The sequence below is a fragment of the Streptomyces sp. NPDC037273 genome (assembly GCF_055603625.1).
The window spans coordinates 116,134-140,729 of sequence record NZ_JBVJVO010000013.1 but is presented as its reverse complement, the minus strand read 5'-3'; the positions used below and the strand labels follow the sequence as shown (position 1 = coordinate 140,729).

The 24,596-nt window shown below is 74.5% G+C and carries 20 protein-coding genes, 1 tRNA gene and 1 pseudogene; 8 read left to right on the top strand and 14 right to left on the bottom strand.

Going from position 1 to position 24,596, the window contains the following annotated elements; genetic code table 11:
• Nucleotides 1-138: 138 nt before the first annotated feature.
• On the top strand, nt 139-951 hold the full coding sequence (locus tag ACZ7G1_RS29325) for a caspase family protein (protein ID WP_470871917.1): 813 nt from the start codon (nt 139-141) through the stop codon (nt 949-951).
• Between the two features lie 22 nt (nt 952-973).
• Here the strand turns inward: ACZ7G1_RS29325 and ACZ7G1_RS29320 are convergent, their stop codons facing one another.
• From ACZ7G1_RS29320 to ACZ7G1_RS29290, 7 genes are all read right to left on the bottom strand, one after another.
• A complete protein-coding gene (locus tag ACZ7G1_RS29320; protein WP_470871915.1) occupies nt 974-3,853 on the bottom strand; it encodes an AAA family ATPase in 2,880 nt (959 codons plus the stop codon).
• A 225-nt stretch (nt 3,854-4,078) separates the two neighbouring features.
• On the bottom strand, nt 4,079-5,878 hold the full coding sequence (locus ACZ7G1_RS29315) for a S8 family serine peptidase (RefSeq protein WP_470871914.1): 1,800 nt from the start codon (nt 5,876-5,878) through the stop codon (nt 4,079-4,081).
• A 419-nt stretch (nt 5,879-6,297) separates the two neighbouring features.
• Nucleotides 6,298-7,164 (bottom strand): GNAT family N-acetyltransferase, encoded by an 867-nt coding sequence (locus ACZ7G1_RS29310; RefSeq protein ID WP_470871912.1) that lies wholly within the window; start codon nt 7,162-7,164, stop codon nt 6,298-6,300.
• A 124-nt stretch (nt 7,165-7,288) separates the two neighbouring features.
• Nucleotides 7,289-8,188 carry a hypothetical protein gene (locus tag ACZ7G1_RS29305; protein ID WP_470871910.1) on the bottom strand — a complete coding sequence of 300 codons (900 nt, stop codon included), beginning with the start codon at nt 8,186-8,188 and terminating at the stop codon, nt 7,289-7,291.
• Nucleotides 8,185-9,192 carry an SPFH domain-containing protein gene (locus tag ACZ7G1_RS29300; protein WP_470871908.1) on the bottom strand — a complete coding sequence of 336 codons (1,008 nt, stop codon included), beginning with the start codon at nt 9,190-9,192 and terminating at the stop codon, nt 8,185-8,187. Before ACZ7G1_RS29300 ends, ACZ7G1_RS29305 begins: the two co-directional genes overlap by 4 nt.
• 82 nt (nt 9,193-9,274) lie before the next feature.
• The gene (locus ACZ7G1_RS29295; RefSeq protein ID WP_470871906.1) at nt 9,275-10,357 is read right to left on the bottom strand and encodes a DMT family transporter; all 1,083 of its coding nucleotides are present in this window, start codon (nt 10,355-10,357) and stop codon (nt 9,275-9,277) included.
• Entirely contained in the window at nt 10,354-11,169 is an 816-nt protein-coding gene (locus ACZ7G1_RS29290; protein ID WP_470871904.1) for a phosphatase PAP2 family protein, read from the bottom strand. Before ACZ7G1_RS29290 ends, ACZ7G1_RS29295 begins: the two co-directional genes overlap by 4 nt.
• A 150-nt stretch (nt 11,170-11,319) precedes the next feature.
• Here ACZ7G1_RS29290 and ACZ7G1_RS29285 point away from each other — a divergent pair, with 150 nt between their 5' ends.
• Nucleotides 11,320-11,922 carry a TetR/AcrR family transcriptional regulator gene (locus ACZ7G1_RS29285; RefSeq protein ID WP_470871902.1) on the top strand — a complete coding sequence of 201 codons (603 nt, stop codon included), beginning with the start codon at nt 11,320-11,322 and terminating at the stop codon, nt 11,920-11,922.
• A 29-nt stretch (nt 11,923-11,951) separates the two neighbouring features.
• Nucleotides 11,952-12,317, top strand: a complete 366-nt coding sequence (locus ACZ7G1_RS29280; RefSeq protein WP_470871900.1) for a DUF488 domain-containing protein — start codon at nt 11,952-11,954, stop codon at nt 12,315-12,317.
• 16 nt (nt 12,318-12,333) lie between these two features.
• Here ACZ7G1_RS29280 and ACZ7G1_RS29275 read toward each other — a convergent pair whose 3' ends face one another.
• Nucleotides 12,334-12,828, bottom strand: a complete 495-nt coding sequence (locus tag ACZ7G1_RS29275) for a DUF309 domain-containing protein (RefSeq protein WP_470871898.1) — start codon at nt 12,826-12,828, stop codon at nt 12,334-12,336.
• A gap of 115 nt (nt 12,829-12,943) precedes the next feature.
• Between ACZ7G1_RS29275 and ACZ7G1_RS29270 the strand changes: the two genes are divergently transcribed.
• Together ACZ7G1_RS29270 and ACZ7G1_RS29265 are read left to right on the top strand one after the other, a co-directional pair.
• A complete protein-coding gene (locus ACZ7G1_RS29270) occupies nt 12,944-15,643 on the top strand; it encodes an ATP-binding protein (RefSeq protein WP_470871896.1) in 2,700 nt (899 codons plus the stop codon).
• 85 nt (nt 15,644-15,728) lie between these two features.
• Nucleotides 15,729-15,802, top strand: a tRNA-Pro gene (locus tag ACZ7G1_RS29265).
• Between the two features lie 116 nt (nt 15,803-15,918).
• Here ACZ7G1_RS29265 and ACZ7G1_RS29260 read toward each other — a convergent pair.
• Complete coding sequence (locus ACZ7G1_RS29260; protein WP_470871894.1) at nt 15,919-16,941, bottom strand: zinc-dependent alcohol dehydrogenase family protein; 1,023 nt, start codon at nt 16,939-16,941, stop codon at nt 15,919-15,921.
• 69 nt (nt 16,942-17,010) lie between these two features.
• Nucleotides 17,011-18,246: an MFS transporter gene (locus ACZ7G1_RS29255; RefSeq protein ID WP_470871892.1), complete on the bottom strand. Its 1,236-nt coding sequence runs from the start codon at nt 18,244-18,246 to the stop codon at nt 17,011-17,013.
• 145 nt (nt 18,247-18,391) lie between these two features.
• Here ACZ7G1_RS29255 and ACZ7G1_RS29250 point away from each other — a divergent pair.
• A pseudogene (locus tag ACZ7G1_RS29250) lies at nt 18,392-19,280 on the top strand (helix-turn-helix transcriptional regulator).
• Nucleotides 19,281-19,310: 30 nt separating this feature from the next.
• Here ACZ7G1_RS29250 and ACZ7G1_RS29245 read toward each other — a convergent pair.
• Genes ACZ7G1_RS29245 through rpmG form a run of 3 tightly spaced genes read right to left on the bottom strand, consistent with a single transcriptional unit; the run spans nt 19,311 to nt 20,902 of the window.
• Nucleotides 19,311-20,453, bottom strand: coding sequence for a CobW family GTP-binding protein (locus ACZ7G1_RS29245; protein ID WP_470871891.1), 1,143 nt, complete (start codon nt 20,451-20,453; stop codon nt 19,311-19,313).
• A complete protein-coding gene (locus ACZ7G1_RS29240; RefSeq protein ID WP_470871889.1) occupies nt 20,450-20,698 on the bottom strand; it encodes a type B 50S ribosomal protein L31 in 249 nt (82 codons plus the stop codon). The genes ACZ7G1_RS29245 and ACZ7G1_RS29240 overlap by 4 nt, the downstream gene beginning before the upstream one ends.
• A gap of 39 nt (nt 20,699-20,737) precedes the next feature.
• Complete coding sequence (gene rpmG / locus ACZ7G1_RS29235; RefSeq protein WP_470871888.1) at nt 20,738-20,902, bottom strand: 50S ribosomal protein L33; 165 nt, start codon at nt 20,900-20,902, stop codon at nt 20,738-20,740.
• Between the two features lie 69 nt (nt 20,903-20,971).
• Here rpmG and rpmB point away from each other — a divergent pair, with 69 nt between their 5' ends.
• Both rpmB and rpsN read left to right on the top strand, forming a co-directional pair.
• Nucleotides 20,972-21,208, top strand: a complete 237-nt coding sequence (gene rpmB, locus ACZ7G1_RS29230; protein WP_470871886.1) for a 50S ribosomal protein L28 — start codon at nt 20,972-20,974, stop codon at nt 21,206-21,208.
• Entirely contained in the window at nt 21,208-21,513 is a 306-nt protein-coding gene (gene rpsN, locus ACZ7G1_RS29225; RefSeq protein ID WP_470871884.1) for a 30S ribosomal protein S14, read from the top strand. The genes rpmB and rpsN overlap by 1 nt, the downstream gene beginning before the upstream one ends.
• A 130-nt stretch (nt 21,514-21,643) precedes the next feature.
• Here the strand turns inward: rpsN and ACZ7G1_RS29220 are convergent, their stop codons facing one another.
• Complete coding sequence (locus ACZ7G1_RS29220; RefSeq protein WP_470872008.1) at nt 21,644-24,442, bottom strand: hypothetical protein; 2,799 nt, start codon at nt 24,440-24,442, stop codon at nt 21,644-21,646.
• Nucleotides 24,443-24,596: the final 154 nt, after the last annotated feature.

Genomic DNA, 24,596 nt, shown 5'->3' with positions numbered 1-24,596 from the left:
TCCGCGGCAAGGGGCGGCGGGGCGGAAGGGTTCATAGGATGTAAGTACCGCGTGGAGAGGGTTGCGTTCGGTGGTGGGGCACAGGCCACTCGATCAGACGCCACCGGGACCCCTCCGCTGGTGGTGAGGAGGCGTCTCATGGCCACCGGAATGTCTTTGCATGTGGGGCTGAACAAGGTCGATCCGGCCCGTTACGAGGGGTGGGACGGGGAGCTGGTCGCCTGTGAGAACGACGCGCACGACATGGCGCGGATCGCGAGGGCGGCGGGGTTCGAGACGACGACGCTGCTCACGCCGGAGGGGACCGTGGCGAACGTGACCTCGGTGCTGGGGGAGGCGGCGGCGCGGCTGGGGCCGGGGGACATCCTGTTCTTCAGCTACTCGGGACACGGGGGGCAGGTGCCCGACGACTCGGGAGACGCGGACGGTGAGACGGACGCGCTCGACGAGACGCTGGTCTTCTACGACCGGCAGTTCCTCGACGACGAGGTGCAGCGGGCGTTCCGGGCGTTCGGGGACGGCGTGCGGATCGTCGCGCTCTTCGACTGCTGCCACAGCGGCAGCAGCATCGAGGTGCCCGGCGGAGCCGAGGACGGCACCCGCGGGCGCTACATGCCGGAGCCGAGGCAGCGGCAGCTGTACGAACGCGACCGGGCGTTCCTCGCCGAGCTGCGCGGCTCGCTCGCGGCCTCGGCGGCCACGGACGGCAAGGGCCCCGCGGCCGTCCTCGTATCGGCCTGTCAGGACGACCAGGTCGCCGCCGACGGCGACGTCAACGGGGCTTTCACCGCGGCCGTCCTCGACGTGTGGGGCGACGGCACCTTCCAGGGCGACTACCGGGCGTTCCACCGGGCCGTCCAGAGCGAGCTGCCCCGCACCCAGCGGCCGAACCTCTATCTGACCGGCTCGCCCGACGAGGCCTTCCTCGGCCAGCGGCCCTTCACCATCTGACGGCGTACGGGCCCGACACCCCCTACGGCCGGAGCGCCGTCGCCAGCTGCGCGCGGGAGCGGACGTCGAGCTTCTGGTAGATCCGGGTCAGCCGCGCCTCGACCGTCTTCACGCTGAGGTACAGCTTGGCCGCCGCCTCCTGGTTGCTGGCGCCCTGGCAGACGAGCCGCGCGAGCCGCAGCTCACCCTCCGTCAGCGAGGAGAGCGCCGGCAGCGCCTCCTCGGAGCCGGAACCGGACCCGGGCCCGTCGCCCGCCCCCACCGCCGGCGTCTCGCCCGCGAGCGCAAGCCACGGCGCCGCACCGGCCCGCTCGAAGACCGCCGCGGCCTCGTGCAGCGCGCTCTGCGCCGCCGACCTGCGCCGTCTGCGCCGCTCCACCCGGGCCAGCGCGATCAGCGCCCGGCCCCGCTCCAGCGGCAGCCCCGCCCGCCCGAACCGGTCGGCCGTGCGGGTGAGCAGCTCCGCCGCCTCGTCCGTACGCCCCTCCGCCGCGAGCCACAGCGCGTACGCCCGGTCGCAGCCGAGCAGGACCGTGGAGCGGCCGAGACGCTCCGCCACCGGCCGCACCTCGGAGAGCACCGCCAGCGCCTCGTCGGCCGCGTCCTGGGCCAGCAGCGCCTCGGCCAGCTCCTCGTGCCAGCGCAGCATCGAGGGGTCCACGGTCGACTGCGCGCGCTCGTCGGCCTGGACCCGGCGCAGCGTCTCCAGGGCGGCGGCCACGTCCCCGTTGATCAGCTGCACCCGCCCGAGCGCGTACCGGCTGCGGGACAGGAAGACCCGGTCGCCCTCCTCCTCCGAGGCCTGCACGCTGCGCCGCGCGTAGCTCGCCGCCCGCGCGAAACTGCCGCCCGCGGTCTCCGCGAGCGCCAGCGCGTACCAGGCGGGACCGGGGGAGAGGCCCGCTTCCAGGGTGAGCGCGAGGGACTGTCCGGCATGGGCGAGGGCGGCGCCGCAGGGCCCGATCCGCGACTCGATCTCGGCGAGCGTGCTGAGCAGTTCGATGGCGTCCTCGACGGAGCCGCGCCGCTGCACCAGCGGGAGCAGCGCGCCCAGTTCGTCGCGGGCCTCCGTGAGCCGCCCGTCGAACAGGGCGTGACGGATCGTCAGGATCTGGGCGGCGTTGCGGATTCCCAGCGGGCGTTCCGCCAGCTCCAGGGCGCGGGCCTGGGCGAGCACGGTCTCCGCGTCCGGCGAGCCGAGGGCCCGCTCCATGCGCGCCTGCACGGTCAGCGCCTGCGCCGCCGTGCGCGGGTCGCCCATCGAGGCGGCGAGCGCGGCCGATTCGACCGCCGCCGCCCGGGAGCGTTCCGGATCGCCGTCCGCCAGCACGTACTTGACGGCGAGCCGCAGCTGTACGGCGGCCCGCAGCGCGGTGTTCCCCTCGGAGTCCTCCATGGCGTGGACGTACATCTCGTCGAGCCCGGTGAGTCCCTGGCCGGCCGTGTCGAGCACGGCGAGCCGCGCGCGCACCCGGTCGGCGGGCACGGCGTCGCGGGCGAGCAGATCGGTGGCGGCCCGCATCGCGAGGTCGGCGCGGGCGGCGCGGGCGGCCTCCTCGGCGGCCTCGACGAGCCGCGTGAGCCGGCGCCCGCCGTGCCGTCCCGGCGTCGACTCGGCGGCGAGCAGGGCGAGTTCGGCGGCGAGTGCGCTGTTCCCGCGCCGTCGGGCCAGATCGGCGGCGGCCGCGACCTCGGCGGCGAGCTCCTCGTCGGGGGAGTCGGTGGCCAGCGCCCGGTGGCGTACCGCCTCCACGGGGTCGTCCACCACTCCGGCGAGGGCCGCGTGCCCGGCGCTCCGCTCCGCCCAGCAGGCGTCGTGCACCAGCGTGGACGGCAGCAGTCCGGCGGTAAAGGTCACCGAACCGTCCTCGGCGAGCGACACCAGGCCGGCCCGCTCGGCCGCGGCGAGGTCCGCCTCCGCGTTGGGCCGCCCGGCCCGGCGCACCAGGGTCGCCGAAGGGCGCAGCGCGAGCGCGGCGAGCAGCAGCGTCTCGCGTACGGCGGCGGGCGCGGCGCCGAGGAGCTGGCGGGCGAGGTCGCGGGCGCGGCCGGAGAGGGTCAGCGCCTCCGCGTGGTGCAGTGGCGTCCGCGCGTCGGCGAGGGAGCGCCCCACGGCGAGCGCGAGCCGCGGATTGCCGCCGCTCGCCCGGTGGATGCGGCCGGCCATCCGGGAGGGCAGCCGGTGGTGGATGAGCAGTTCGGCGATCTCGTCCGCGGCCAGCGGCGGGACGAGCAGCACGTCGGCCTCGGACGGCACCCACAGGTGCGTGGCGTGCGGGTCGTCCGTCCGGTGCGGCTCGCGGTAGGGCTCGTAGGTCTCGCCGTACGGCTCGGGGGTCTCGACGGTGACCACGCGGAGCGCGGGCGGCGCGAGATGGAGCGCGAACCGCAGCAGGTCCGCGCTGTCCGCGTCGACGTGCTGGACCCCGTCGACGACGAGCAGGACGGGCCCGCGGGTGGTCAGGGCGCGCAGGATGCGGGCGATGCCGAGGCGCAGGGCGATGGGGTCCCAGCCGCCCGCGTCGATCGGCGCCTCGCGGCAGAGCATGGCGACGGCGGTGCGCTGGGGTCCCGGCAGTTCGTCGAAGACGCCGGAGGCGAGGATGCCGGGGTCGGGTGCCGTCTGCGCGGGCACGGCGGCGGTCACCGTCGCCGCGACGGAGGCGACGAGCGCGGCCGCGGCGGCGCCGGGTATGTCCCGGTCGGAGGGGAGCGGTGCCAGCCACAGCACCGTCTCGCCGCGCGCCTCGGCGCGGGCCGCCTCGGCGAGGGCGAGTTCGGTCTTGCCGACGCCGGCGGGTCCGGTGAGCAGGGCGCGGCCCCGTGCGTGCAGGGCGCGTTCGAGGCGGGTGAGGAGTTCCTCGCGGCCCACCGGAGCAGCGCGGTGCGGTGCTGTCGTCACTGTTCACCACCTCCGGCCCTCGGGTCCCGGCCCATGAGCCCCGTGCGCAGAGAATACGGAGCCCACCGGAGGAGTCCAGGCCCCGTGTCCGGCATACGGACAGGGGGCGGTGGCGGAGCGTGCCCGCCGCATGCCAGAACGCGCTCGTGGTCTATACCACGAGCGCGTCGCTGACCAGCAAGGATGCTGATGTGGGGGGTGGTTCAGTGAGGTGTCACCGGTGGATCAGAAGGTGAGGCTCCACGAGTCGATGTAGCCGGTGTCACCCGAGGCCACATCGCGGACCTGGAGCTTCCAGGTGCCGTTCGCGACCTCGCTCGACGCGTCGACCGTGTACGTGGTCAGGACGTTGTCGGCGCTGTCCGAGGAGGAGGACGCCTTCAGGTTGCGCACCGTGCCGTCGGGGGCGATCAGGTCGATGACCAGGTCCCCGCGCCAGGTGTGCTTGATGTCCACGCCGACCTTGAGGGTGGCGGGGGCGTTGCCGGTGCGGCCGGTGACGGCGATCGAGGACGACACGGTGGTGTTGTCGGCGATCGTGACGTCGGTCGCGTTGGTGAAGACGTTGCCGCTCGGCGGGGTGGTGCCGAGGACGGCGTCCACGGACTTCGCGGAGTCGGCGATGCCGGTGCCGCAGCCGCCGGAGCAGGTGCCGGGCAGCGGGCGGGCGTTGGTCTTGATCGCGGACTCGATCTCGGCCGGGGTGAGCGTGCTCTTGGCCGACTTCAGGAGCGCGGCCAGGCCGGCGATGTGCGGCGCCGCCATCGAGGTGCCCTGGTAGGGCTTGTAGTTCTCGGCCGACTGGATCGTCGTGCCCGAGTTCAGCGTGGAGTAGATGCCGTTCTCGGGGGTGGTGACGGTGCCGGGCGTGTCGGTGGAGCGGCGGGTCTCGCCGCCGGGCGCGGCCACGTCCACGATGGTGCCGAAGTTCGAGTAGTACGACCGGTTGCCCTCGCGGCTGGTCGACGCCACGGTGATGACGTTCGAGCAGTTCGCGGGAGTGAAGCCGGAGGCGTTCGCGTTGCTGTTGCCCGCGGCGACGACGACGGTGGTACCGCGCGAGACGGCGCCGTTGATGGCGGTCTGGTAGACGCTCGGGCAGGAGGCGCTGGCGCCGCCCAGGCTCAGGTTGATGACCTTCGCGGGGTTCGCGTTGGCCGGGACGCCCGGCACGGAGCCGCCGGAGGCCCAGGTGATGGCGTCGGCGATGTCGGAGGACGAGCCGCCGCACTTGCCGAGCACCCGCACGGGCTGGATCTTCGCGTTGTACGCGATGCCCGCGATGCCCTTGGTGTTGTTCGTGGTCGCGGCGATGGTGCCGGCCACGTGGGTGCCGTGCCAGGAGGAGTTGGAGGCGGTGGAGCCGGTGCCGCACTCGCCGGCGGTGGCGTTCCAGTCGCCCTCGTCCTTCGGGTCCGCGTCACGGCCGTTGCCGTCGCGGGCGTCGGCGGAGGTGGAGATGAAGTCGTAACCGGCGACGATGTTGGACGCCAGGTCGGTGTGGGCCGCGTAGCCGGTGTCGATCACGGCGACGGTGACGCCGGTGCCGGTCGTCTTGTCCCAGGCCGCAGGAACGTTCATGCCACCGGTGGCCTCGAAGAGGTCCCACTGCTTGGCGTAGTCGGTGTCGTCCGGGGTGACCGCCATCGCGTACGCGCGGATGTCGGGCTCGACCGAAGCGACGGACGGGTCCGCGCGGAACGCGGCGATGACCTCGTTCACGTCCTGCTTGGTGGCGCTGCCGCCCAGGTCGACCAGGGCGGCGCCGCCGGCGAGGCGGCGCTCGAAGGAGAGCTTCTCGCCCGTCTTCGCGGCCTTCTCGGCCGTGTCGCTCTTCGCGGCGGTGTTGGAACCGGCCTCGGCGGCCTGGTTCTTGTAGGTCACGATGACCTTCTCGACGGGGGCGCTGGGCAGCGCACGCATCGTCTGCGAAGCCGGGGCCGGCTTCGGGGTGGCAGCGCTCGGGGCGGCGGCGATCGCCCCGGTCGTGGCAGCGGCGCCGAGGATCGCGGCGCTCGCGACCACGGATATGACTCTCCGCCTGGAACCGTTCAAGGTGTGGCCCTTTCGAGTACGACGTAACTGCGGAGCAGTGGCGGCGGCGCGGGTCACAAGGGGCGAAGTGGGGTCGCGTCCGAGGTTCCCTGGGCTTGGGGGGCCCGTGCGCCGCCACCGGCGCGACGGCCCGGGTCAAGGCCGTCGCCGGCGGACATCACCCTCCGCATGCACCTGTCAGGGTGCGCTGGGGGGATGATATCTGCCGGTGCGGAGGACAGTAGGGAACGGGGGGGTGAACCCGATACGGGGAAAACCCTTGTCACCCCTCACAGGGCCGCGGGGGTGCGGCGAGGGGAGAGGGCCGGAGCTTCGCGCCTGCTGGGTTATGTGCCGGTACGGGACTTCCCGCCTGCGCGGTTATGCCCTGTTACGGGGCGAGTTGTGCCTCAGCCCAGTTCGAGGGTCGTGACGCCGAAGACGCGCCGCGCCGCGACCGGGCGGACCGGACCCGTGTACATCCGGGCGGTCTCGAACGTCGGCTGGAGACCGCGCTCCACGGCGATCCGGGCCGCGGCCGGGTTCGCCTCCGGCATGTCGACCGCGATCCGGTCGGAGCCGAACTCCCGCGCGGCGGCCGCGAGGGCGTCGAGCAGCGCGGCCGCGTCCTCCGGGGTGTCCGCGAACAGCGGCCCCACCCGCGCCTCGTCCTGCGCCGGGCGGATCACCCCGTACCCGGCCGGACGCCCGTCGACGACCCGCACCAGCGCGCGGTGACCGGGCGTCGCCAGCCACGCCGAGAGGAAACGCGGCCGGTCCGCGTGATGGCACCCGGCGTCGTACGCGGCGAGCGCGGCCGGATCCACCAGCCCGGCGTCCACCACCCCGGCCACCGGCCCGTCAGGCACCGGCACCTCGCCCACGTACCGCGCCGTGCGGTACGCCGTCACGAACCCCGAACGCCGGTAGTTGTCCTGCTGCGCCGGCACCCCGTCGAGCCCCACCGCCCGGCCGCCCGCGTGCGCGAGCGCCGCCCGCCACGTGGTCAGACCGTGCCCGAGGCCCCGGAATTCGGGTCGTACGAGATAAAAGCCGAGGAACGCGTACGACTCGTCGTAATTCACCACCGAAATGGCCGACACCGGCTCCCCGTCGACCCTCCCCAGGAAGAAACCCCCGGGGTCCTGCGCGAAGAACGCCCGCGCGTCCGCGAGCCCCGGATTCCATCCCTCCGCCGCCGCCCAGGAACGCACCAGCTCCCAGTCCCGCTGCGTGGCGACGGCGACGGACAGCGGACCGGACGATGCGGAGGTCATGGGATTCCTTCGGCGGCCGAGAGCGGATCGGACGGACGGAAACGGCACAAAGCGCGCCGAGCATAGCGCCGGTGGAGGCCACCCCCGAGCGACGCCGATCGATTTCGGCCGGGACTCCCCGGCGTCAGCCCACCAGGCGCAGGCGGGCGGCGGCGACGGTCAGACGGACGGTCTGGCCCCAGGTGAGTTCGAGGGCGTCGGACTCGACGCCGTCGCCGAAGGCGACGAGGCGGTCGGACTCGACGGTGAGGCGGAGGCCCTCGCCGGCGGCGAGCAGGCCTTCGACGCGGGTCGTGCCGGTCGTCGGCGACGGCCAGGCCTCCCGGACGAACCAGGCGAGCCGCGCGTCGGAGGGCGAGGGCAGCGTCAGCGCGCTGGAGCGCTGTTCCCACAGGGACCGCAGCCAGCCGGTGGCCCCGGTGCCGGTGCCGACCAGGACGCCCGAGGAGGCCTGGGGCTCCGGCGGGGCGTCGGTGCCGTCGAGCCCGAGGGTGTAGCGGGCGGTCTGGTGGCCGCGCGGGCCGACGTAGATCTCGTTGAGCGCGAGCAGGCGTTGCGCGTCGTCGGTGACGGCCTCGACCATCGTCAGCTCGTCGACGGCCGCGCCGGCCCCCGCCGCGTACGGAAGGAGCCGGCGCGCCTGCCCGGCGCGGTGCCGCACGAGGACGCCCGGATTGCGCCCGGGGTCGGCGTCGACGCCGACGACGGGCTGCCCGGTCAGGTACTTCGCCGCGTTGGCGACCAGACCGTCCTGGCCGACCACGACGACCACGTCCTCGGGCCCGAAGAGGAACCGGTCCAGATCGGCCCGCTCCACCCGGGTCTGCCGCCACGTCAGCGGGACCGCGCCCGCCACCTCGGCGAGCGCCCGCCGGGCCCGCTCGTGCCGTTCCCGCACGTCCTCGACCGAGCGGCCGCGCGCGGCGAGGAAGAACGCGGCCTGGCCGTGCGTCCCGTGCCGGGCGAGCAGCTCCTCGTACTCCGTGGTCCGGTGCACGAGCACCGCGCGCGGCGCGAGACTCACGACCGGCCCCCGCCTTCGCCCAGCTTGGCGAGCAGCCCGGTCAGGACGTCGGGGGAGAGCGTGAGGTGCTCGATCCGGGGGAGGTTCTCGGCGGCCCGGTGCGCGGCGAGGGCGTGCAGGGTGGCGGGGGTGGCGTCCGAGTGCGCCCGCAGCCAGGCGGACTGCGCCCCGGCGCGCGCCTCGCCGACCTCGCGCGCCGCCTCGGCCTCGGCGCGCGCGAGCCGGACCTTCCGCAGCGCTTCGGCCTCGGCCCGTACGGCGTCGGCGGCCGCGTTCTCCTCGGCCTCGCGGCGCGCGTTGGTGCCGCGCTGCTCGACGAGCCGTTCCTCCTGGCGGGCGAGCTCGATCTTGCTGGCCAGCTCGTTCTCGGCGATGGCCCGTTCGCGCTCGACGGCGACCGCCCGGCGCTCGTAGGTGGCGCGGTCGGCCTCCTGCTGGATCTGCTCGCGGGCGGGGGTGCGCAGGGCGCGCTCGACCTCCGGTTCGGGGCGGATCGCCACCACCCGGACCGCGACCACCTCGATGCCGGTGGCGGGCAGGCGCGGTTCGGCGGCGAGTCCGGCCGTGATGCGGTCCCGTACCGCCGCCACGCCGTCGACGAGCGCCGCCGCGAGCGTGGTGCGGGCCAGGACGTCGAGGGCGTGCTGCTGGGCGGTCTCGGTGAGCAGCGTGGCGATCTGCTCAAGCGGCGTACCCCTCCAGGCGCCCGTGTCGGGGTCGATCGAGAAGTCGAGCCGCGCCGCCGCGGTCCCCGGGTCGCCGATCCGGTACGTGACCGTGGACTGCACGCTGACGTCCTGGAAGTCCGCGGTACGGGCGTGGAACGCCATCGCGAGCTCCCGGTCGTTCACCGGCACCTCGGACAGGGCGGCGCTCAGCGGCCGGAACCAGAAGCTCAGCCCCTCGCCGTCGTGGACGAGCTTTCCCCGGCGCTGGTGGCGGATGTGCGCGGTGGGCGCGGAGCGCAGATGGCGCCAGCCGGCCCGCCGGGTGATGTCAGCCATGGAACCCCCTTGTCGTCACATTGACGATAGGGGGTTCCGGTCATTGTCGTCAAGGTGACGAAAGGGAGCCTCGCCCTCCGTATCAGCCCGCCAGCCGTGCGGGAACGGGCTCGGCCGTGGGTACGGAGGCGGGCACGGTCGCGGAGCCGCGTACGGGTGCAGGGATCGCGTCGAGCATGGCGGTCGCGTCGGGCGCGCCCGCGGCCCGGGAGGTGGCGCCGGCGGCCTGGGCCGTGACCCGGGGCGCGGCGCCGACGGCCTGGGCCGGAACCGGCGTGGCCTCCGCCCCGCCCTTCGTTAGCAGCACCACGCCCCGCGCCGCGACGAGCGAGGCGGCGCCCGCGATCAGCCAGCCCCACGCGCCCGCGCGGAAGGTCTCGCCGAGCAGGGCGACGCCGATGACCGCGGCGGCGGCCGGGTTGGAGAGGTTGACGACGGCCAGCGGTGCGGCGAGCCCGCCTCGGTAGGCGGCCTGCGACAGGAGCAGGCCGCCGGTCGCGAAGCCGGAGATGAGGACCGCGAGCAGGGCCGTCTGCCACCAGGTGGGTTCGGTGCCGGGGAGTTCGAGCGCGAACGCGGCCGTCAGGGTCTGGGTGAGCGCGGAGGCGACCCCGGACGCTATCCCGGAGGCCGTGGCGTGCCCGAGACCGCGCCCGCCCCGCCCCTTGGCCGCCGGGCCGCCGCGCCCGGACAGGCGGCCGGAGGCCAGCGCGGCTATCAGGAGCGCCGTCGCGGCGGCGACGACCAGGGACTCGCGCAGGCTGAGCGCCTCGCCGGGCGCCGTCGGGCCGGTCACGGCGACCAGTCCGACCAGGCCGCCGAGCGTCCACAGGGCGCCCCGCCACTCGGTGCGGGTGACCCGCCGGTGCGCGAGGTACGCGCCCATCGGCAGCGCCGCCACCAGGGTGAGCGCCCCGAGCGGCTGGACCAGGGTCAGCGGCCCGTAGTGCAGGGCGGCGACGTGGGCGAGCGCGCCGGCGGCGTTGAGGCCGACCGCCCACCACCACTGCCCGCGCGCGAGCAGGGCGCGGAGCGCGCCCCGCCCGTCGTCGGCGGCGGGGGACGCGGCGGCGAGCCGGGACTGGGCGACGGCCGCGAGGGCGTACCCGGCGGCGGAGACGAGGGAGAGCAGCACCGCGAGCACGGTGCCGGTGGCGGGGCTCATCGGAGGGCTCCCGCCGGGAGCGCGGAGGTGCCGAGCGCGCGGCCCACCGGCGGCGGCGCGGTACCGCGATGGCCGGGGGCGCGTACGGCGAGCAGCGCGAGGCTCAGGAGTACGGCCGCGGCGAGCGCGTCGAACCAGTAGTGGTTGGCGGTCCCCACGATGACGAGCAGCGTGAGCAGCGGGTGCAGCAGCCACAGCACCCGCCAGCGCGAGCGGGTGGCGGCGATGAGCCCGATGGCGACCATCAGTGCCCAGCCGAAGTGCAGCGACGGCATGGCCGCGAACTGGTTCGCCATCGAGTCGGTCTCCGGCGTCGCGCCGTACACGGAGGGCCCGTACACCCGGGCGGTGTCGACGAGGCCGGACGCGGCGAGCATCCGCGGCGGGGCCAGCGGTAGGAGCAGGTGCAGGGCGAGGGCGGCGCCGGTGACGAGGGCGAGGACGCGGCGCGACCACAGGTAGTGCGCGGGGCGGCGCCAGTACAGCCAGACGAGGAAGGCGATCGTGGCCGGGAAGTGCACGGCCGCGTAGTAGGTGTTGGCGGCCTTGATCAGCGGCTCGCCGTGCAGCAGCAGCTGCTGGATCGTCTCCTCACCCGGCAGGTGGAGCGCCCGCTCGGCGTCCCAGACGCGGTCGGCGTTGCGGAAGGCGCGGCCCTCGTGGCCGTTCGCGAAGAGCCGGCCGAACTTGTAGACGAGGAAGAGCGCGGTGACCAGCACGAGCTCGCGCAGCAGCGGGGGTCTGCCGGACTCTCCGGGGCTCTCGTCGCCCGCAGGACGTGGTCCTCGTATCCCGCTCAACCCGGCAGCCATCGTGCGGCCCTCTAATCCGTCAAATCGCCAACAAACGGAGTGAGCCTAGATCCGATTTCATCGAGACGCAAGCGTCTCGATACGTTTGCGTCTCGATTGTGCACCCCCTACTCTCGTATGTGCAGAGACAGAGGTGTCCAGGAGGGTTCGATGTCCACTCAGGCCGCGAGCGCCGCCGCCCGTCGCAGCAAGATCACGCCCGAGCGTGAGACGGAGCTGTACGACGCCGTGCTCTGCCTCCTGCGCGAGGGCGGCTACGACTCCGTGACCATGGAGGGCGTCGCGGCCCGCACCAAGTGCGGCAAGGCCACCCTCTACCGCCAGTGGGGCACCAAGCCCCAGCTCGTCACCGCCGCGCTCGCCCAGCGGCGCTGCACCGTCTTCGCCGGCATCGACACCGGCTCCCTCGCCGAGGACCTCCGCGAGGCCGCCCGCATCGCCGCCTCCCACCGCGAACGGGACGCCGAACTCATGGAGGCCGTCGCCCAGGCCTTCATCCAGCACCCCGACCTGCGGGCCGCCCTCCGCGAGACCGTCATCGCCCCCGAGGTCGCCGCCATCGACGCCGTCGTCGCCCGCGCTGTCGAGCGCGGCGAAGTCGCCCCCGGCAACCCGGCCATCGGCTTCGTCGCCCCCTGCTTCATGGGCATGCTCCGCATCGAGCGCCTCTTCGAGGACCGCTTCGCCGACGCCTCCACCATGCGGACCTTCGTCGACTCCGTCCTCCTCCCGGCACTGCGCGTCGCCCCCTGACCCCGCCCGCCGTCCGGCACCCTGTCCCCATGGCCGCCAGCACCCCCACCATCCGCGTCCGCCGCGTCTACGACCCGCCGTCCCCCGACGACGGCATCCGCGTCCTCGTCGACCGCCTCTGGCCCCGCGGCCTCCGCAAGACCGACGCCCACATCGACGAATGGCCGAAAGCCCTCACCCCGTCGACGGAACTCCGGCACTGGTACCACGGCCCCGACGCCCCCTACGACGAGTTCTGCCGCCGCTACGAAGCCGAACTCGCCGCCCCCGACGCGGCCGCCGCCCTCACCCGCCTCAAAGACCTCGCCGCCGCCGCGACCCTCACCCTCCTCACGGCCACGAAGGACCCGACGTACAGCCACACGTCGGTGCTCCAGCGCGCGCTCGAACGGTAGGGGACCCCAGACCGCCTCAGGCGGCGTCGCCGCGCAGCCGAGGTGCCTCGGCGACCGGGTCGACGCCCTCCGCCCGGTCCGCCAGCTCCTCCGCCCAGGTCACGAGTCCCACGGCGTCGACCCCGTACGCGCCGGCCGCCGGCGTCGCGACCGCGAGACGGGCGGCGCCCCGGCGCAGCAGCCGGGCACCGCCGGCGGTGTTGCCGCGGGCGGCGTGGGTGAGGCCCACGGCGAGCTGCGCGAGGCCCTGCCACAGGTCACGCTCCGCCTCGGGGCCCGACTTCCAGGCGTCCTCGAACACCTCGTGCGCGTGGAAGGGCATCCCGGCGTCGAGCAGCCGCTGCGCCTCGCGCAGCGTCTCGGCCGGCTCCCGGACCACGCCCTCGGGCTGGCGCGGCACTCCCTCCGCCCCGTACGGCAGCGGCCGCCCGAGACCGTCGCGCGGGCGCGCGCTCCGGGCGCGCCCCTCCGCGTCGCGATCCCTGCCGCCGTCACTCGCTGTCCGGTTCACCCGCCCATTGTCACCCCCCGGACGATCAGGAACGCTAGGCTCGTCGGTCCAGTACCGGCCTGGTCCGCGAAGGCGGCGGAGGGCCGCACACGCGCGTGGGGGAGTGAATCGACCGATGCCGCCGGAAGCCGGACAGCCCACTCCCGCGACACCCTGCACGGAGCCCGCGGACTCCGGCGGTCTGCTCGAACGCGACCCGGAGCTCGCCGCGGCGGCCCACGCCGTCGACGCCCTCGTGGCAGGCGCGGCGGCGGGCGGCCCCGCGCGCGGCGGGATACTCGTCTACCGGGGCGAGCCGGGCATCGGCAAGACGACCCTCCTCGGCGAGATCCACCGCGGCGCCCGCGACCGCTGCACGGTACTGACCGCACGGGGCGGCGAGACCCTCGCCTCGGTCCCGTTCCACCTCACCCGGCAACTCCTCCAGCCCGCCCTCGACCGGTTCGGGCCCGAGGACGTCCGAGGCCTCCTCGGCGACCACTACGACCTCCTCGCCCCCGCACTCGGGATCGCCACGACCCCGTCGCCCCCGGCCGCGCCGGCGGACCCGCAGGGCGTACGGGACGGGCTGGCGGGGCTCCTCGGGCGGCTCGCCCTGCGCCTCGGGGACCGGCCGCCGCTGCTGCTCGTGGACGACGCGCACTGGGCGGACGCCGAATCGCTGGCATGGCTCGACGCCTTCACGCACGACGGGCAGGACCGGCGGCTGCCCGTCCTCGTCGTCCTCGCGCACCGGCCCCCGGCACCCCACCCCGCCGCGCCCGACGCGGCGGCCACCCTCGCCGCGCTGGCCGACCGCGCGGTCCTCACCTTCGGCCTGCACGCCCTGACCCCCGACGCCACGGCGGCACTCGCCCGCGAGACGCTCGGCGGCCACGCGGACGAGCCGTTCTGCCGCGAACTGTGGACGGTGACCTCGGGGAACCCGTACGAGACGGTCGAACTCCTCGCCAAGGCCCGCGACCGGATGCTCGCACCCGTCGCCGGCTCGGCCGCCCTCCTCCGCGACCTCGCCGCCGGAGCCCGGGGCGGCGGCCTCGTCGCCCGCCTCGAAGCGCTCGGCAGCGGACCGACCCGCCTCGCCTGGGCCGTCGCGGTCCTCGGCGCGGACAGCACCCCCCACCTCCTGGCCACCCTCACCGGAATGAAGCCCCAGGAGGTCGCCGACCACACCGCGAGCCTCCACCTCGCCCGCATCACCACACCCCCGGCCCGGCCCACCACCCCCCTGGAGTTCGCCCACCCCCTCATCGCCACCGCCGTCTACGGATCGGTACCCGCCGCCGTACGCACCGCCCTGCACGGCCGGGCCGCCTGGGCGCTCGCCGAGGCGGGGCACGGCCCCGCGGCGATCTCCCGGCACCTCCTCGAGGTGCATCCGGACGAGGACGAGGACGTGGTGCGGCGGCTGCGGGAGGCGGCCGGCGAATACCTGGCCGTCGGGGCGCCCGACGCCGCCCGGCGCTGCCTGGAACGGGCGCTCGCGGAACCGCCGCGGCCGGAGACGTACGCCAGGGTCCTGTACGAACTGGGCTGCGCGTCCCTCCTGACGTCACCCGCGGCGACCGTACGGCACCTGCGCTCGGCCCTCGACCTGCCGGGTCTCGACGACGCCCTCCGCATCGACGCCACCTACCGGCTCGCCCAGGCACTCGCCCACAACAACCAGCTCCAGGAGGCCGCCAGGACCGTCGCGGCGGAAGCGGAACGGACGCCGCCGGGGACGGGCCGCCGCCGGCTCCAGGCCGCGCACTTCATGTACGAGGGCTTCCAGGCCGCCGAGGACGACGGCGAGCGCCGCTCACGGAGGCTCGCCGAGCTGGCCGAGGCCTTCACCGGCGCCGACAACTCCGAACGGGCCCTCATCGCCGTCCGGGGCTTCGACGCGATGCTGCGGGGCGAGCCCGCCGACGAGGTCGTACGGCTCTGCGACCGCGCCCTGGTCGACGGCGCACCGGCCCGAGGCCTGGGCTGGACCGACCTGACCTGGGGCTTCGAGCTGCCCGCGCTCACCGGGATCGCCTACGTCTTCGCCGACCGGCCCGACCGCGGCGAGGCACTCTTCGGCGAGGCGGTCCGGGCCTTCGAGATCTCCGGCTGGAGCGGCGCGCACCTGGCCTTCGCGCACACCCTGCTCGGCCTCGTCCACCGGCGCCGCGGCGACCTGCCCCGCGCCCAGCACCACTTGGAGAAGGGGCTCCGCCTCGCCGACCGCGTCGGCGGCGGCCTCCCCGTGCACTGGGACACGGCCTGCCTGCTCGTGGACACGCTGCTCGCCCGGGGCCGCACGGCCGAGGCCCGTGCCGTCGCCGACCGCTACGCCTTCGGCCCGCCCTGGCCGGGGGCCATCGTGCTACCCGACGGGCCGAGCGTCCTGGGGCGCCTCCTGCTCGCCGAAGGCCGCCGCGAGGAGGCCGTCGACACCCTCGAAGCGGCGGCGGAATCCCTCACCGGCCGCGGCCGGCACCACGTCGTCTGGGCCCCCTGGCCCTTCGACCTGGCCCGCGCCCTCGCGCCCACCGACCCCGACCGCGCCGCCCGCGTCGCCGCCGAGGCCCACGCCCACGCCGCACGCCTCGGCACCCCCACCGCCCTCGGCGAAGCCCTCCGCTGCCTCGCCCTCCTCGCCGACCCACCCGAGACCACCCGCCTCCTCACCCGGGCCGTCACCCACCTCGCCGCCTCCCCCTCCCGCTACGAAGAGGCCCGCGCCCGCCTCGACCTCGCCCACGCCACCGGCTCACCCACCGACCTCGCCCACGCCACCGCCCTCGCCGCCACCTGCGGCGCCCACCCCCTCCCCGCCACCCCGTGACCCCCCGTGCGTCATCCCACCCCTCCCGGTGAGGTAATGTTTCCCCTGCACGCCACCGCAGGGGAAACCCCACGGCGACGAGCACCGGGACGTGGCGCAGCTTGGTAGCGCACTTGACTGGGGGTCAAGGGGTCGCAGGTTCAAATCCTGTCGTCCCGACTCGAAAGAGTCGCAGTTCAGGGGCCGTTTCAGAGCAATCTGAAACGGCCCCTGACTCGTTTCCGGGGACCGCCTGGGGCCCAGCCCACCTCACCGCCCGGGGGTGCGGGTGGAGCTCAGGGGCGCAGGAGGGCCTTGACGGCGCGGCGCTCGTCCATGGCCTTGTAGGCCTCGGCGGCCTGTTCCAGCGGGAGTTCGAGGTCGAAGACCTTGCCGGGGTCGATCTCGCGGTCCCAGATGAGCCGGATCAGTTCGGGCAGGAAGCGGCGGACGGGGGCGGGCCCGCCTTCCATGTGGATGCCGGCGAGGAACAGCTCGAAGCCGGGGATGTGGACGTCGTAGTTGACGCCGACGAAGCCCATGTGGCCGCCGGGGCGGGTGGCGCCGATGGCCTGCATGGTCGATTCGCGGGTGCCGACGGCCTCGACGACCGAGTGGGCGCCGAGGCCGCCCGTGAGCTCCTTGATCTTCGCCACGCCCGCGTCGCCGCGTTCCTCGACGATGTCGGTGGCGCCGTAGTAGCGGGCCAGCTTCTGCCGCTCGGGGTGGCGGGACATCGCGATGACGCGCTCCGCGCCCAGCTGCTTGGCGGCCAGGACCGCCATCAGGCCGACGGCGCCGTCACCGACGACGGCGACGGTCTTGCCGGGGCCGGCTTCCGCGGCGACGGCGCCGTACCAGCCGGTGCCGAGTACGTCGGAGGCGGCCAGCAGCGAGGGGATCAGGTCCTCGTCCGGCTGCCCGGGGGTGGCGACGAGGGTGCCGTCCGCGTACGGGATGCGGGCCTTCTCGGCCTGGGTCCCGATCGTGCCCGCCACGAACTGCCGGTGCACGCAGCCGGACTGGTAGCCCGAGCGGCAGATCTCGCAGGTGTTGTCCGAGATGACGAACGACCCGACGACGAAGTCACCGGCCTTGACGGTCCTGACCTCGGATCCGACCTCCTCGACGACGCCGACGTACTCGTGACCCATGAGGGTCCGGTCGGCGGGCTCGATGCCACGGTAGGGCCACAGGTCGGAGCCGCAGACGCAGGTCGCGGTCAGCCGGATGACCGCGTCGGTCGGCTCGATGATCCTCGGGTCGTCGCGGTCCTCGACCCGGACGTCTCCGGCGGTGTGCATGATTACTCCACGCATGGTGGCGCTCCTTGCTTCGGTGTGTGTCGTGGGTGGTGCCGTCGCGCGGCCGTCTCGCCGCCGGCCGCTCTAGCCCAGGGCCGAACGGCCGCGGCGGCCTTGGACCAGCGCGAGGGTGATCGTGGGGACGAGGGCCAGAGCGGCCATCGCGGCGCCGGCCATGGCCGGTCCCGCGGCCCGGAAGGGCGAGTCGAGGGTGAGGCCGGCGATCCAGGAGCCGGCCGCCGTGCCGAGGTTGAACGCCGACACGGTCAGGGCCGAGCCCAGGGTGGGGGCCTTTCCGGCGAAACGGACACCGAGGGCGATCAGGACCGGAGTGCCGAGGAAGCCGGCGAGACCGAGCAGGACGACGAGCACCATGGTCGGGACGGCGAAGGCGGACAGCAGGCCGAGCGCCGACAGGACCACCGCGGCGGACGCCGCGGCCTTGATCGTGGTCGCGTACGGTCGGGCGTCGCCGGCTCGGCCGCCGAAGAGGAAGCCGGCCAGGGCGCCGGCACCGAATCCGACGAGGACCAGCGGCACGAGGCCCGCGGCGATCCCCGCCCGGTCGGTCAGCAGCGGAGCGATGTAGGTGTACGTGCCCAGCACGCCGGCGCTCATGGTGGCGCAGGCCGCGAGGACCAGCCAGAGCCGGCCCGAGCGCAGCGCGGACAGTTCCGAGCGGATCGACACCGCCTGCCCGCCGCGGGGCTCGTCGGGGACCGAACGCGCGATCAGCGCCATCGCGGCCAGCGCCAGGGCGGCCATGATCCAGAAGGGTCCGCGCCAGCCCATCAGCTGCCCGGCGAACGCGCCCAGCGGTACGCCGACGACGTTGGCGAGCATGGCACCGGAACCGACCACGCCCACGGCGCGCGAGCTCGCGGCCGGGCCGGCCGCCCTGGTGGCGACGACGTTCGCCACCGCCCAGAACGCCCCGGTCGCCAGCGCGGTCAGGAACCGCGCTGCCAGCAGCAGCCCGAAGCCCTCACCGACAGCGGCGATCACATGTCCCGCGGCGAAGACGCCCAGGGCCAGCACCAGGGTCCACCGGGTGGGCAGCCGCAGGGTCAGCATCGACATCAGCGGCGCACCGATGATCATCCCGAGCGCGAACACGGTGATCGCCAGACCGGCACGGGCCACGCTCACCCCCAGGTCGCCCGCGATCTCCGGCAGCAGACCCGCCACCACGAACTCGGTCGTACCCATCAGGAACGTCCCCAGGGCGAGCACGTAGACCACGCCGGGAAGCCGGCGCGAGGCGGGTGGCCGTTCCCCGACGCGTCCGTCGACGGGGGCCTGGAGGGTCGCTCCTTGCATGATGAAGCTCCAAAGGGATGTCCGGGTGTCACTGCGGGGTCGCACATCCCAGAGAACCCGTATCCGCGCAGGTCAGGAAGGTCGCGGTGATAGGGGGTACAAGCTCCACCTCCCTTGTCCACGCCGCGCGCCTACCGTGGAAGGCATGGACAAGCGCCCCGACAACGCCTCCGACATCCGGGACTTCCTCGCCACCCGCCGAGCCAGGATCACCCCGGCCCAGGCCGGCCTTCCCACCAGCGGTCGGCGCCGTGTCCCCGGCCTGCGGCGGGAGGAAGTCGCCGTGCTCGCCGGCGTCAGCACCGAGTGGTACACGCGTCTGGAGAAAGGCCACATCAACGAGGTGTCCGAAGACGTCCTCGACGCCGTCGCCCGCGCACTCCACCTCGACGACGACGAACGCACCTACCTCTTCGACCTCGCCCGCGCCGCCCGGCCCGCCACCCGCGCGCCCCGCCGCCGCAAGGCCGTCGACGTCCCGCCCCGCGTCCAGTGGCTGCTCGACTCCATGACCCTGTCCGCGGCCTTCGTCACCAACGGCCGCCTCGACATCGTCGCCGCCAACGCGCTCGCCCGTGCCGTCCTCTCCCCCCTGTTCGCCAGCGACACCGCCGACGACCACGGCCGACCCAACTGCGCCCCGCTACTACTTCCTCGACCCGGGAGCGAAGGACTTCGTCGCCGACTGGAACCAGGCCGTCACCATCACCGCCGCCCTGCTGCGCGCCGAGGCCGGCCGCTACCCCCACGACAAGGCCCTGCGCGAACTCATCGGCGAGCTCTCCACCCTCAGCCCCGAATTCCGCACCCTCTGGGCCGCCCACGACGTCCGCATCCACCACGGTGGCGTCAAGACCTTCCACCACCCCGACGCCGGCCCCCTGGAACTCACCTACCAGCCACTCGACCTCCCCCTCTCCACCCGCGAGGCCCACTCCCTCACCATCTACACCGCCGAACCCGGCTCCCCCCACGAAGACCGCCTCAAACTCCTCGCCAGCCTGACGGCGACGTCCACCGCCTCCGCGAGCTGATCAGTCCTCGTCACCACCTGAACGACGCCGTCACCGCACAGGAGACAGAAGGCTGTCGAAGGAGGTGCGGAGGGAGGTCCAGGTGGTGGGGTCGGCGGAGTGTTCGGTGTCGGTGAGGAGGCAGGAGTCGAGGAGGTGTTCGAGGGCGGGGCGGTCGAGGTGGGGGGAGGTGAAGACGAGGTGTTGGCAGCGGTCGCCGTGGTCGGGGTGCCAGTCGAGGGAGGCGGCGGCGCGGCGGTGGGGTGGGACGAGGTCCCAGGCGGCGTCGGGGAGGGAGGCGAGCCAGGGGCCGGCGTTCTCGACGCAGAGGGCGCCGCCGGCGGCGCCCCAGGAGAGGAGGGTGTCGGGGCGGTGGGCGAGCCAGAAGCGGCCGCGGCTGCGGGTGGCGGCGCAGGAGAGCTCTTCGAGGGCGTCGTAGAGGCGTTCGGGGTGGAAGGGGCGGTGGCGGTGCCAGACGAGGGTGGTGACGCCGGCTTCGTCGGCTTCCTGGGGGAGCAGGGCGCAGGCGGGGTGCTGGGCGGCCGCGGCGGCCTCGACGTCGAAGCCGGCGAAGGCCGCCCGGGCGAGTTCGGCGGAGCCCGCGGCGAGGCGGTGGGCGGTCGGGTGGAGCTGGGTCAGGAGGGCGTGGTCCTCCTCGTCGGCCGCCGGGCTGTCCACGAGGGCGAGGACGGGAGCGTATTCGAGCTGGCGCGCCCAGGTGTCGCCGATCGTGCGCTGGTCGGAGGCGGCGGCCGCGAGGCCCGCGTCGGCCAGGTCGTCGCTGTTGGCGAGGCAGGGCAGGACGAGGGCCGGGTCGACGGCCGTGACGACGCCGGTGAGGTCGAGTTCGCCGGCGCCGTGCGCGGCGATGACCTCGGCCATCGCCTTGGGTTCGACGGAGTCCCAGAGCTCGACGACGGCCAGGCGGTGCAGACCGCCCGCGGCCAGTCGCCTCAGCTCCGGGACCAGGTCCTCGCGCAGGGCGCAGCAGGCGCAGTCGTCGACGAGGGGCGTTTCGCCCCGGGACAGCTCGCGCGAGGCGTCGCGCACGACGCGGAGCACCGTGCCGGCCGGCGCCGTGGAGAGGTCGTGGTGGAGGCAGACGCTGCCGGGGACGGTGCGCAGCAGCCCCTCCACGACCTCCCCGCGGGCGTCCGCGTGGAGCCCGGCGACGATGACGACGGGCAGGGTCACGCGGTGCTCCCGTAGCGGCGCTCGAAGCGCTCGACGCGGCCGGCGGTGTCCAGGACGCGGGCGGTGCCGGTGTAGAAGGGGTGGCTTTCGGAGGAGATCTCCACGTCGACGACGGGGTAGGTGTGGCCGTCCTCCCACTCGACCGTCTTGTCGCTGGTGGCGGTCGAGCGGGTGAGGAAGGCGAAGTCGGCGGCCTTGTCGCGGAAGACGACGGGGCCGTAGGCGGGGTGGATTCCGGGCTTCATGACGTGTCTCTCAGGCAGGAGGGGAGGGAGGGGCCGGGGTCAGCGCTCTTCGCGGAAGTCGACGTGACGGCGGACCATCGGGTCGAACTTGCGCAGGACCATGCGGTCCGGGTCGTTCCGCCGGTTCTTGCGGGTGACGTAGGTGTAGCCGGTCCCCGCGGTGGAGCGGAGCTTGACGATCGGGCGTACTTCGTTGCGTGCCATGACGCTAGTATACGACAATGGAAATCGTTTCCAATAGTGACTTCCGTCCAGAGAGGGTCAGGTAGCACCTTGTCCGCGCACTGCCAGCTGACCGGGGCCCAGCCGGGCTTCGGCAACACCGTCTCCCACTCCCATCGGCGCACCTCCCGCCGCTTCGACCCGAACATCCAGCGCAAGCGCTACTGGCTGCCGAGCGAGGGCCGCCACGTCCGCCTCACCCTGAGCGCGAGGGCGATCAAGACCGTCGACACCATCGGCATCGAGGCCGCGGTTGCCCGGATCCGGGCCCGGGGAGGGAAGGTCTGATGGCCAAGAAGAGCAAGATCGCGCGGAACGAGAGGCGCAAGGCGATCGTCGAGCGGTACGCGGCGCGCCGCGCCGAGCTCAAGGAGATCCTCCGGCGGCCCGCCTCCACCGAGGCCGAGCGCGACGCCGCGCTCGCGGAGCTGCGCCGGCAGCCCCGCGACGCCAGTCCGACCCGGGTGCGCAACCGTGACAGCGTGGACGGGCGCCCGCGCGGCCACCTGCGGAAGTTCGGTCTCTCGCGGGTGCGGATGCGGGCGCAGGCGCACGCCGGAATGCTGCCGGGCGTCACCAAGTCGTCCTGGTAGCAAGGGCTTTGGGCGCCCCCTGGCCGTCCGCCCGCGAAGCGTGAAGAGGGGCCGTCCCGGATGATCCGGGACGGCCCCTCGGTGCCTTTCGGGTGACCGCCCCTTCAGTGGCGGTCGGTGGGTGGCCGGTTCAGGAAGCGTCCCTCACCGTGCCGGTGAACTCCGGTCCGGGGACCGGCTCCCAGGAGCCGTCGTAGGTGGTGAGGACGGCACGCAGGGACTCGGTCGGCTCGGCTGTGGTGTCCCGGAGCGTGGGGACGGTGACCTCGACGGAGGTCTGGCCGGCCGGTACGGAGACGCCGAGGGCGAGGCCCTCCTTGCCGGCCTCCGAGAGGGGGAGCGGCGGGTCGGGCACGTGGCCGAGCTGCTGTTCGAGCCAGCTGGGGTCGACATCGGCGGTGGAGAGCTCGGGGCCGCCGGTGACGGGGAGGAAGGAGAGGCCGCCGTAGATCTCGGCGTCGGCGGCGGCCGAGAGGGAGACGCGCCAGGTCAGCGGGGTGCCCTCGGTGACGTCGTCGGCGACGGGGGTGAGGGTCACGGTGGGCATGGCGTCGTCGTTGAGGGCGGTGACGCCGCCGCGGTGGGAGCCGACGACGGTTCCGCGCACGGCCTTGACCAGGGCGTTCTGCCACAGGTCGGAGCCGTAGCGGGTGTTGCCGCGGACGGTGACGGGGATGTCGATGGTGTTGCTGCCGGGGCGGACGGTGACCATGCGGGAGGTGACCTCGCCGGAGTCCGGGTGGGGCAGGAAGAGGCGCACCTGGCCGCTGCCCTGGCCGGAGACCCGCACCGGTACGCGATACGTACGGACCCCGGAGTCGCCCTCCTTGACCGTCAGGCGGCCGAGGTCGACGCGGGTGAGCGGGGCCGGGCGGGCGTCGGGGGTGCCGGGGCGCCAGCCCCAGGCGTCCATCAGCCAGGCGCGGCCGGTGCCGCCGCCGGGGGCCAGTTCGAGGGCCGTGATCCGGCGGAGGTCCAGGCCGTGGCGGGCTGCGGCGGACAGCGGGACGCGGACCTCGCGCGCCCAGTAGGAGGCGGTGCGCTCGGTGCCGGGCAGGCCGTCGACGCGGGTACGGCCCAGGGACGCGCGGCGGCCCTTCGCGTCGGTGACGGCGATGTCGAGCGAGGTGCCGGTGCTGTTGGGCGGGACGATGACGCGGAGGGCCAGGTCCTTGGCGCCGGACAGGGAGACCGGGCGGGCGGCGCGGACCGTGGCGCGGGAGCCCGGGGCCGTCCACGCGAGGGCGATGGCGTTCCGGCCGGGTTCGGCGGAGGTCTCCCAGTTCGCGAAGTGCGGTGACCTGCCGCTCTCCTCGGGGGAGAGGCAGGCGCGGGTGGCGTCGGGGTCGACCTGCGCGCAGATCCGGCCGGCGCCGGAGGCGGTGACCCCGGAGTCGGGCAGGAAGGCCGGGGCGCGGTGGGCGCCGACGGCGTGGGCGAGGACGCGGACCGGGCCGGCCGAGGGGGCGCGGCGGCCGGTGCCGTCGACGAGCGGGCGGACCCGGTCGTCGCCGCCGACGAACAGCCGGGCGGCGGCGGCGATGTAGGTGGCGCCGGCGGTCTGCTGCCGGGTGGCGGTGAGGCGGGTCGGGGTGCCGGGGGAGCAGACCGGGTCGGTGCCGTCGTCGGACGAGAAGTCGTCGAAGGCGGGAGCCTTGGCCTGGCCCGGAGTCCATTCGCTGTTGAAGTAGTTGTGGTTGGCGCCGACCATGTAGACGGCGCTGTGCAGCGCGGTGCCCCGGCTGACGCCGCGGGTCCCGTCGACGAAGTTCTGGCCCTGGAGGTCGGACACGTCGCCGTCGCAGCCCGGCAGGATGGTCAGCGAGGGCACGTCGGCGGCCGGGTTGTGGCCGAAGATGGTGGGCCCGATGGGGACGGTGCCGCGGATCTTCCACCGCACGGGTCCCCGGTAGCCGTCCTGGTCGGCGGGCGGCGGGTTGAGGCTGTCGACGGCGGCCCGGTTGACGCCCTCGCCGCCCCGGGAGTGGCCGACGAGCAGCACGCGGGAGAGATCGGCGGGCGAGGTGGCGCGTACGGCCGCCGGGGCGGTGGCGCGGTGCGCGGACCAGTCCGCCCAGCGGGCCAGGTGCAGGCGTATCAGGGACGAGCGGGCCTGCGCGCCGCCGTCCTCGGCGCTGTCGTCCTGGCCGTTGATGCCGTTCGCGGAGATCGAGAAGGTGACGTACCCCTGGGAGGCGAGGAGTTCCTGCGCCTTGAGGTACCCCTCGTGGCTCGGTATCGGCACCGTCCCCGCGGCGCAGGGCCAGGCGCCGCTCATCTCGTCGGTCCCGGGGGTGTAGCAGGTGGCGTGGCGGCCGTGCAGGAAGAGCGCCACGGGCCGCTTCCCGGGCGCGCCGACGGGCCCCACGACGGTGGCGCGCATCTCGACGGGCTCGGGATAGCCCGGCAGGCGTACGGAGGCGAGGTCGTACGAGCCGCGGACCGTGCGGTACTTCCCGCGCACGCCGGGGTCGACCGCGTTGGCCGGAAGCGGTGCCTCCGGCAGGGCGGCCGGGGCTTCGGGGCGCAGTCGCGCGGAGCGGGCGGGCGCGGCCGCGTCCAGGCGCCGGCCGCCGGCCGTCACCCGCAGCTCGGTCCCCTCGGCGAGGCGGGCGGCTCCGAGGGCCAACCGGAAGGTACGGCCGTCCGGTTGGGCCGTCGGCAGGCCGAGCAGCCGCTCGCCCGCGCGGAACTCGACCCGGGCGTCGCCCATCGGTACGGGCTCCGGTGACGTCCAGACGAGCTGCCGGCCCGCGCCGGTCCCCGTGACCGTCCAGCCCTCGGGGAGTTCGAGCCCGCCGAGGCGGCTCCCGGGTGACGTCGTCGACGGCTCTCCGGGGGCCGGCTGCGCGAGCGCCGTCCCGGGCGACGCCGCCGCCAGAGCGATTAACGCCGCGGCTGCGGCCGCCGCGCGTGTGACACGTATCAAAGCGGTCTTCCTCACGATCGGTCCTGTCCGGACACCGGGAAGCGGCTCGGCACGCGTCCCCCGAGCGCCCCGCGCCTCCCTGGCGCCCCTCTCGTCACCGGAGGACGGGAACAGGGCCACGGAGGTTGCCTTTTGACGTACAAGCGGATCATCC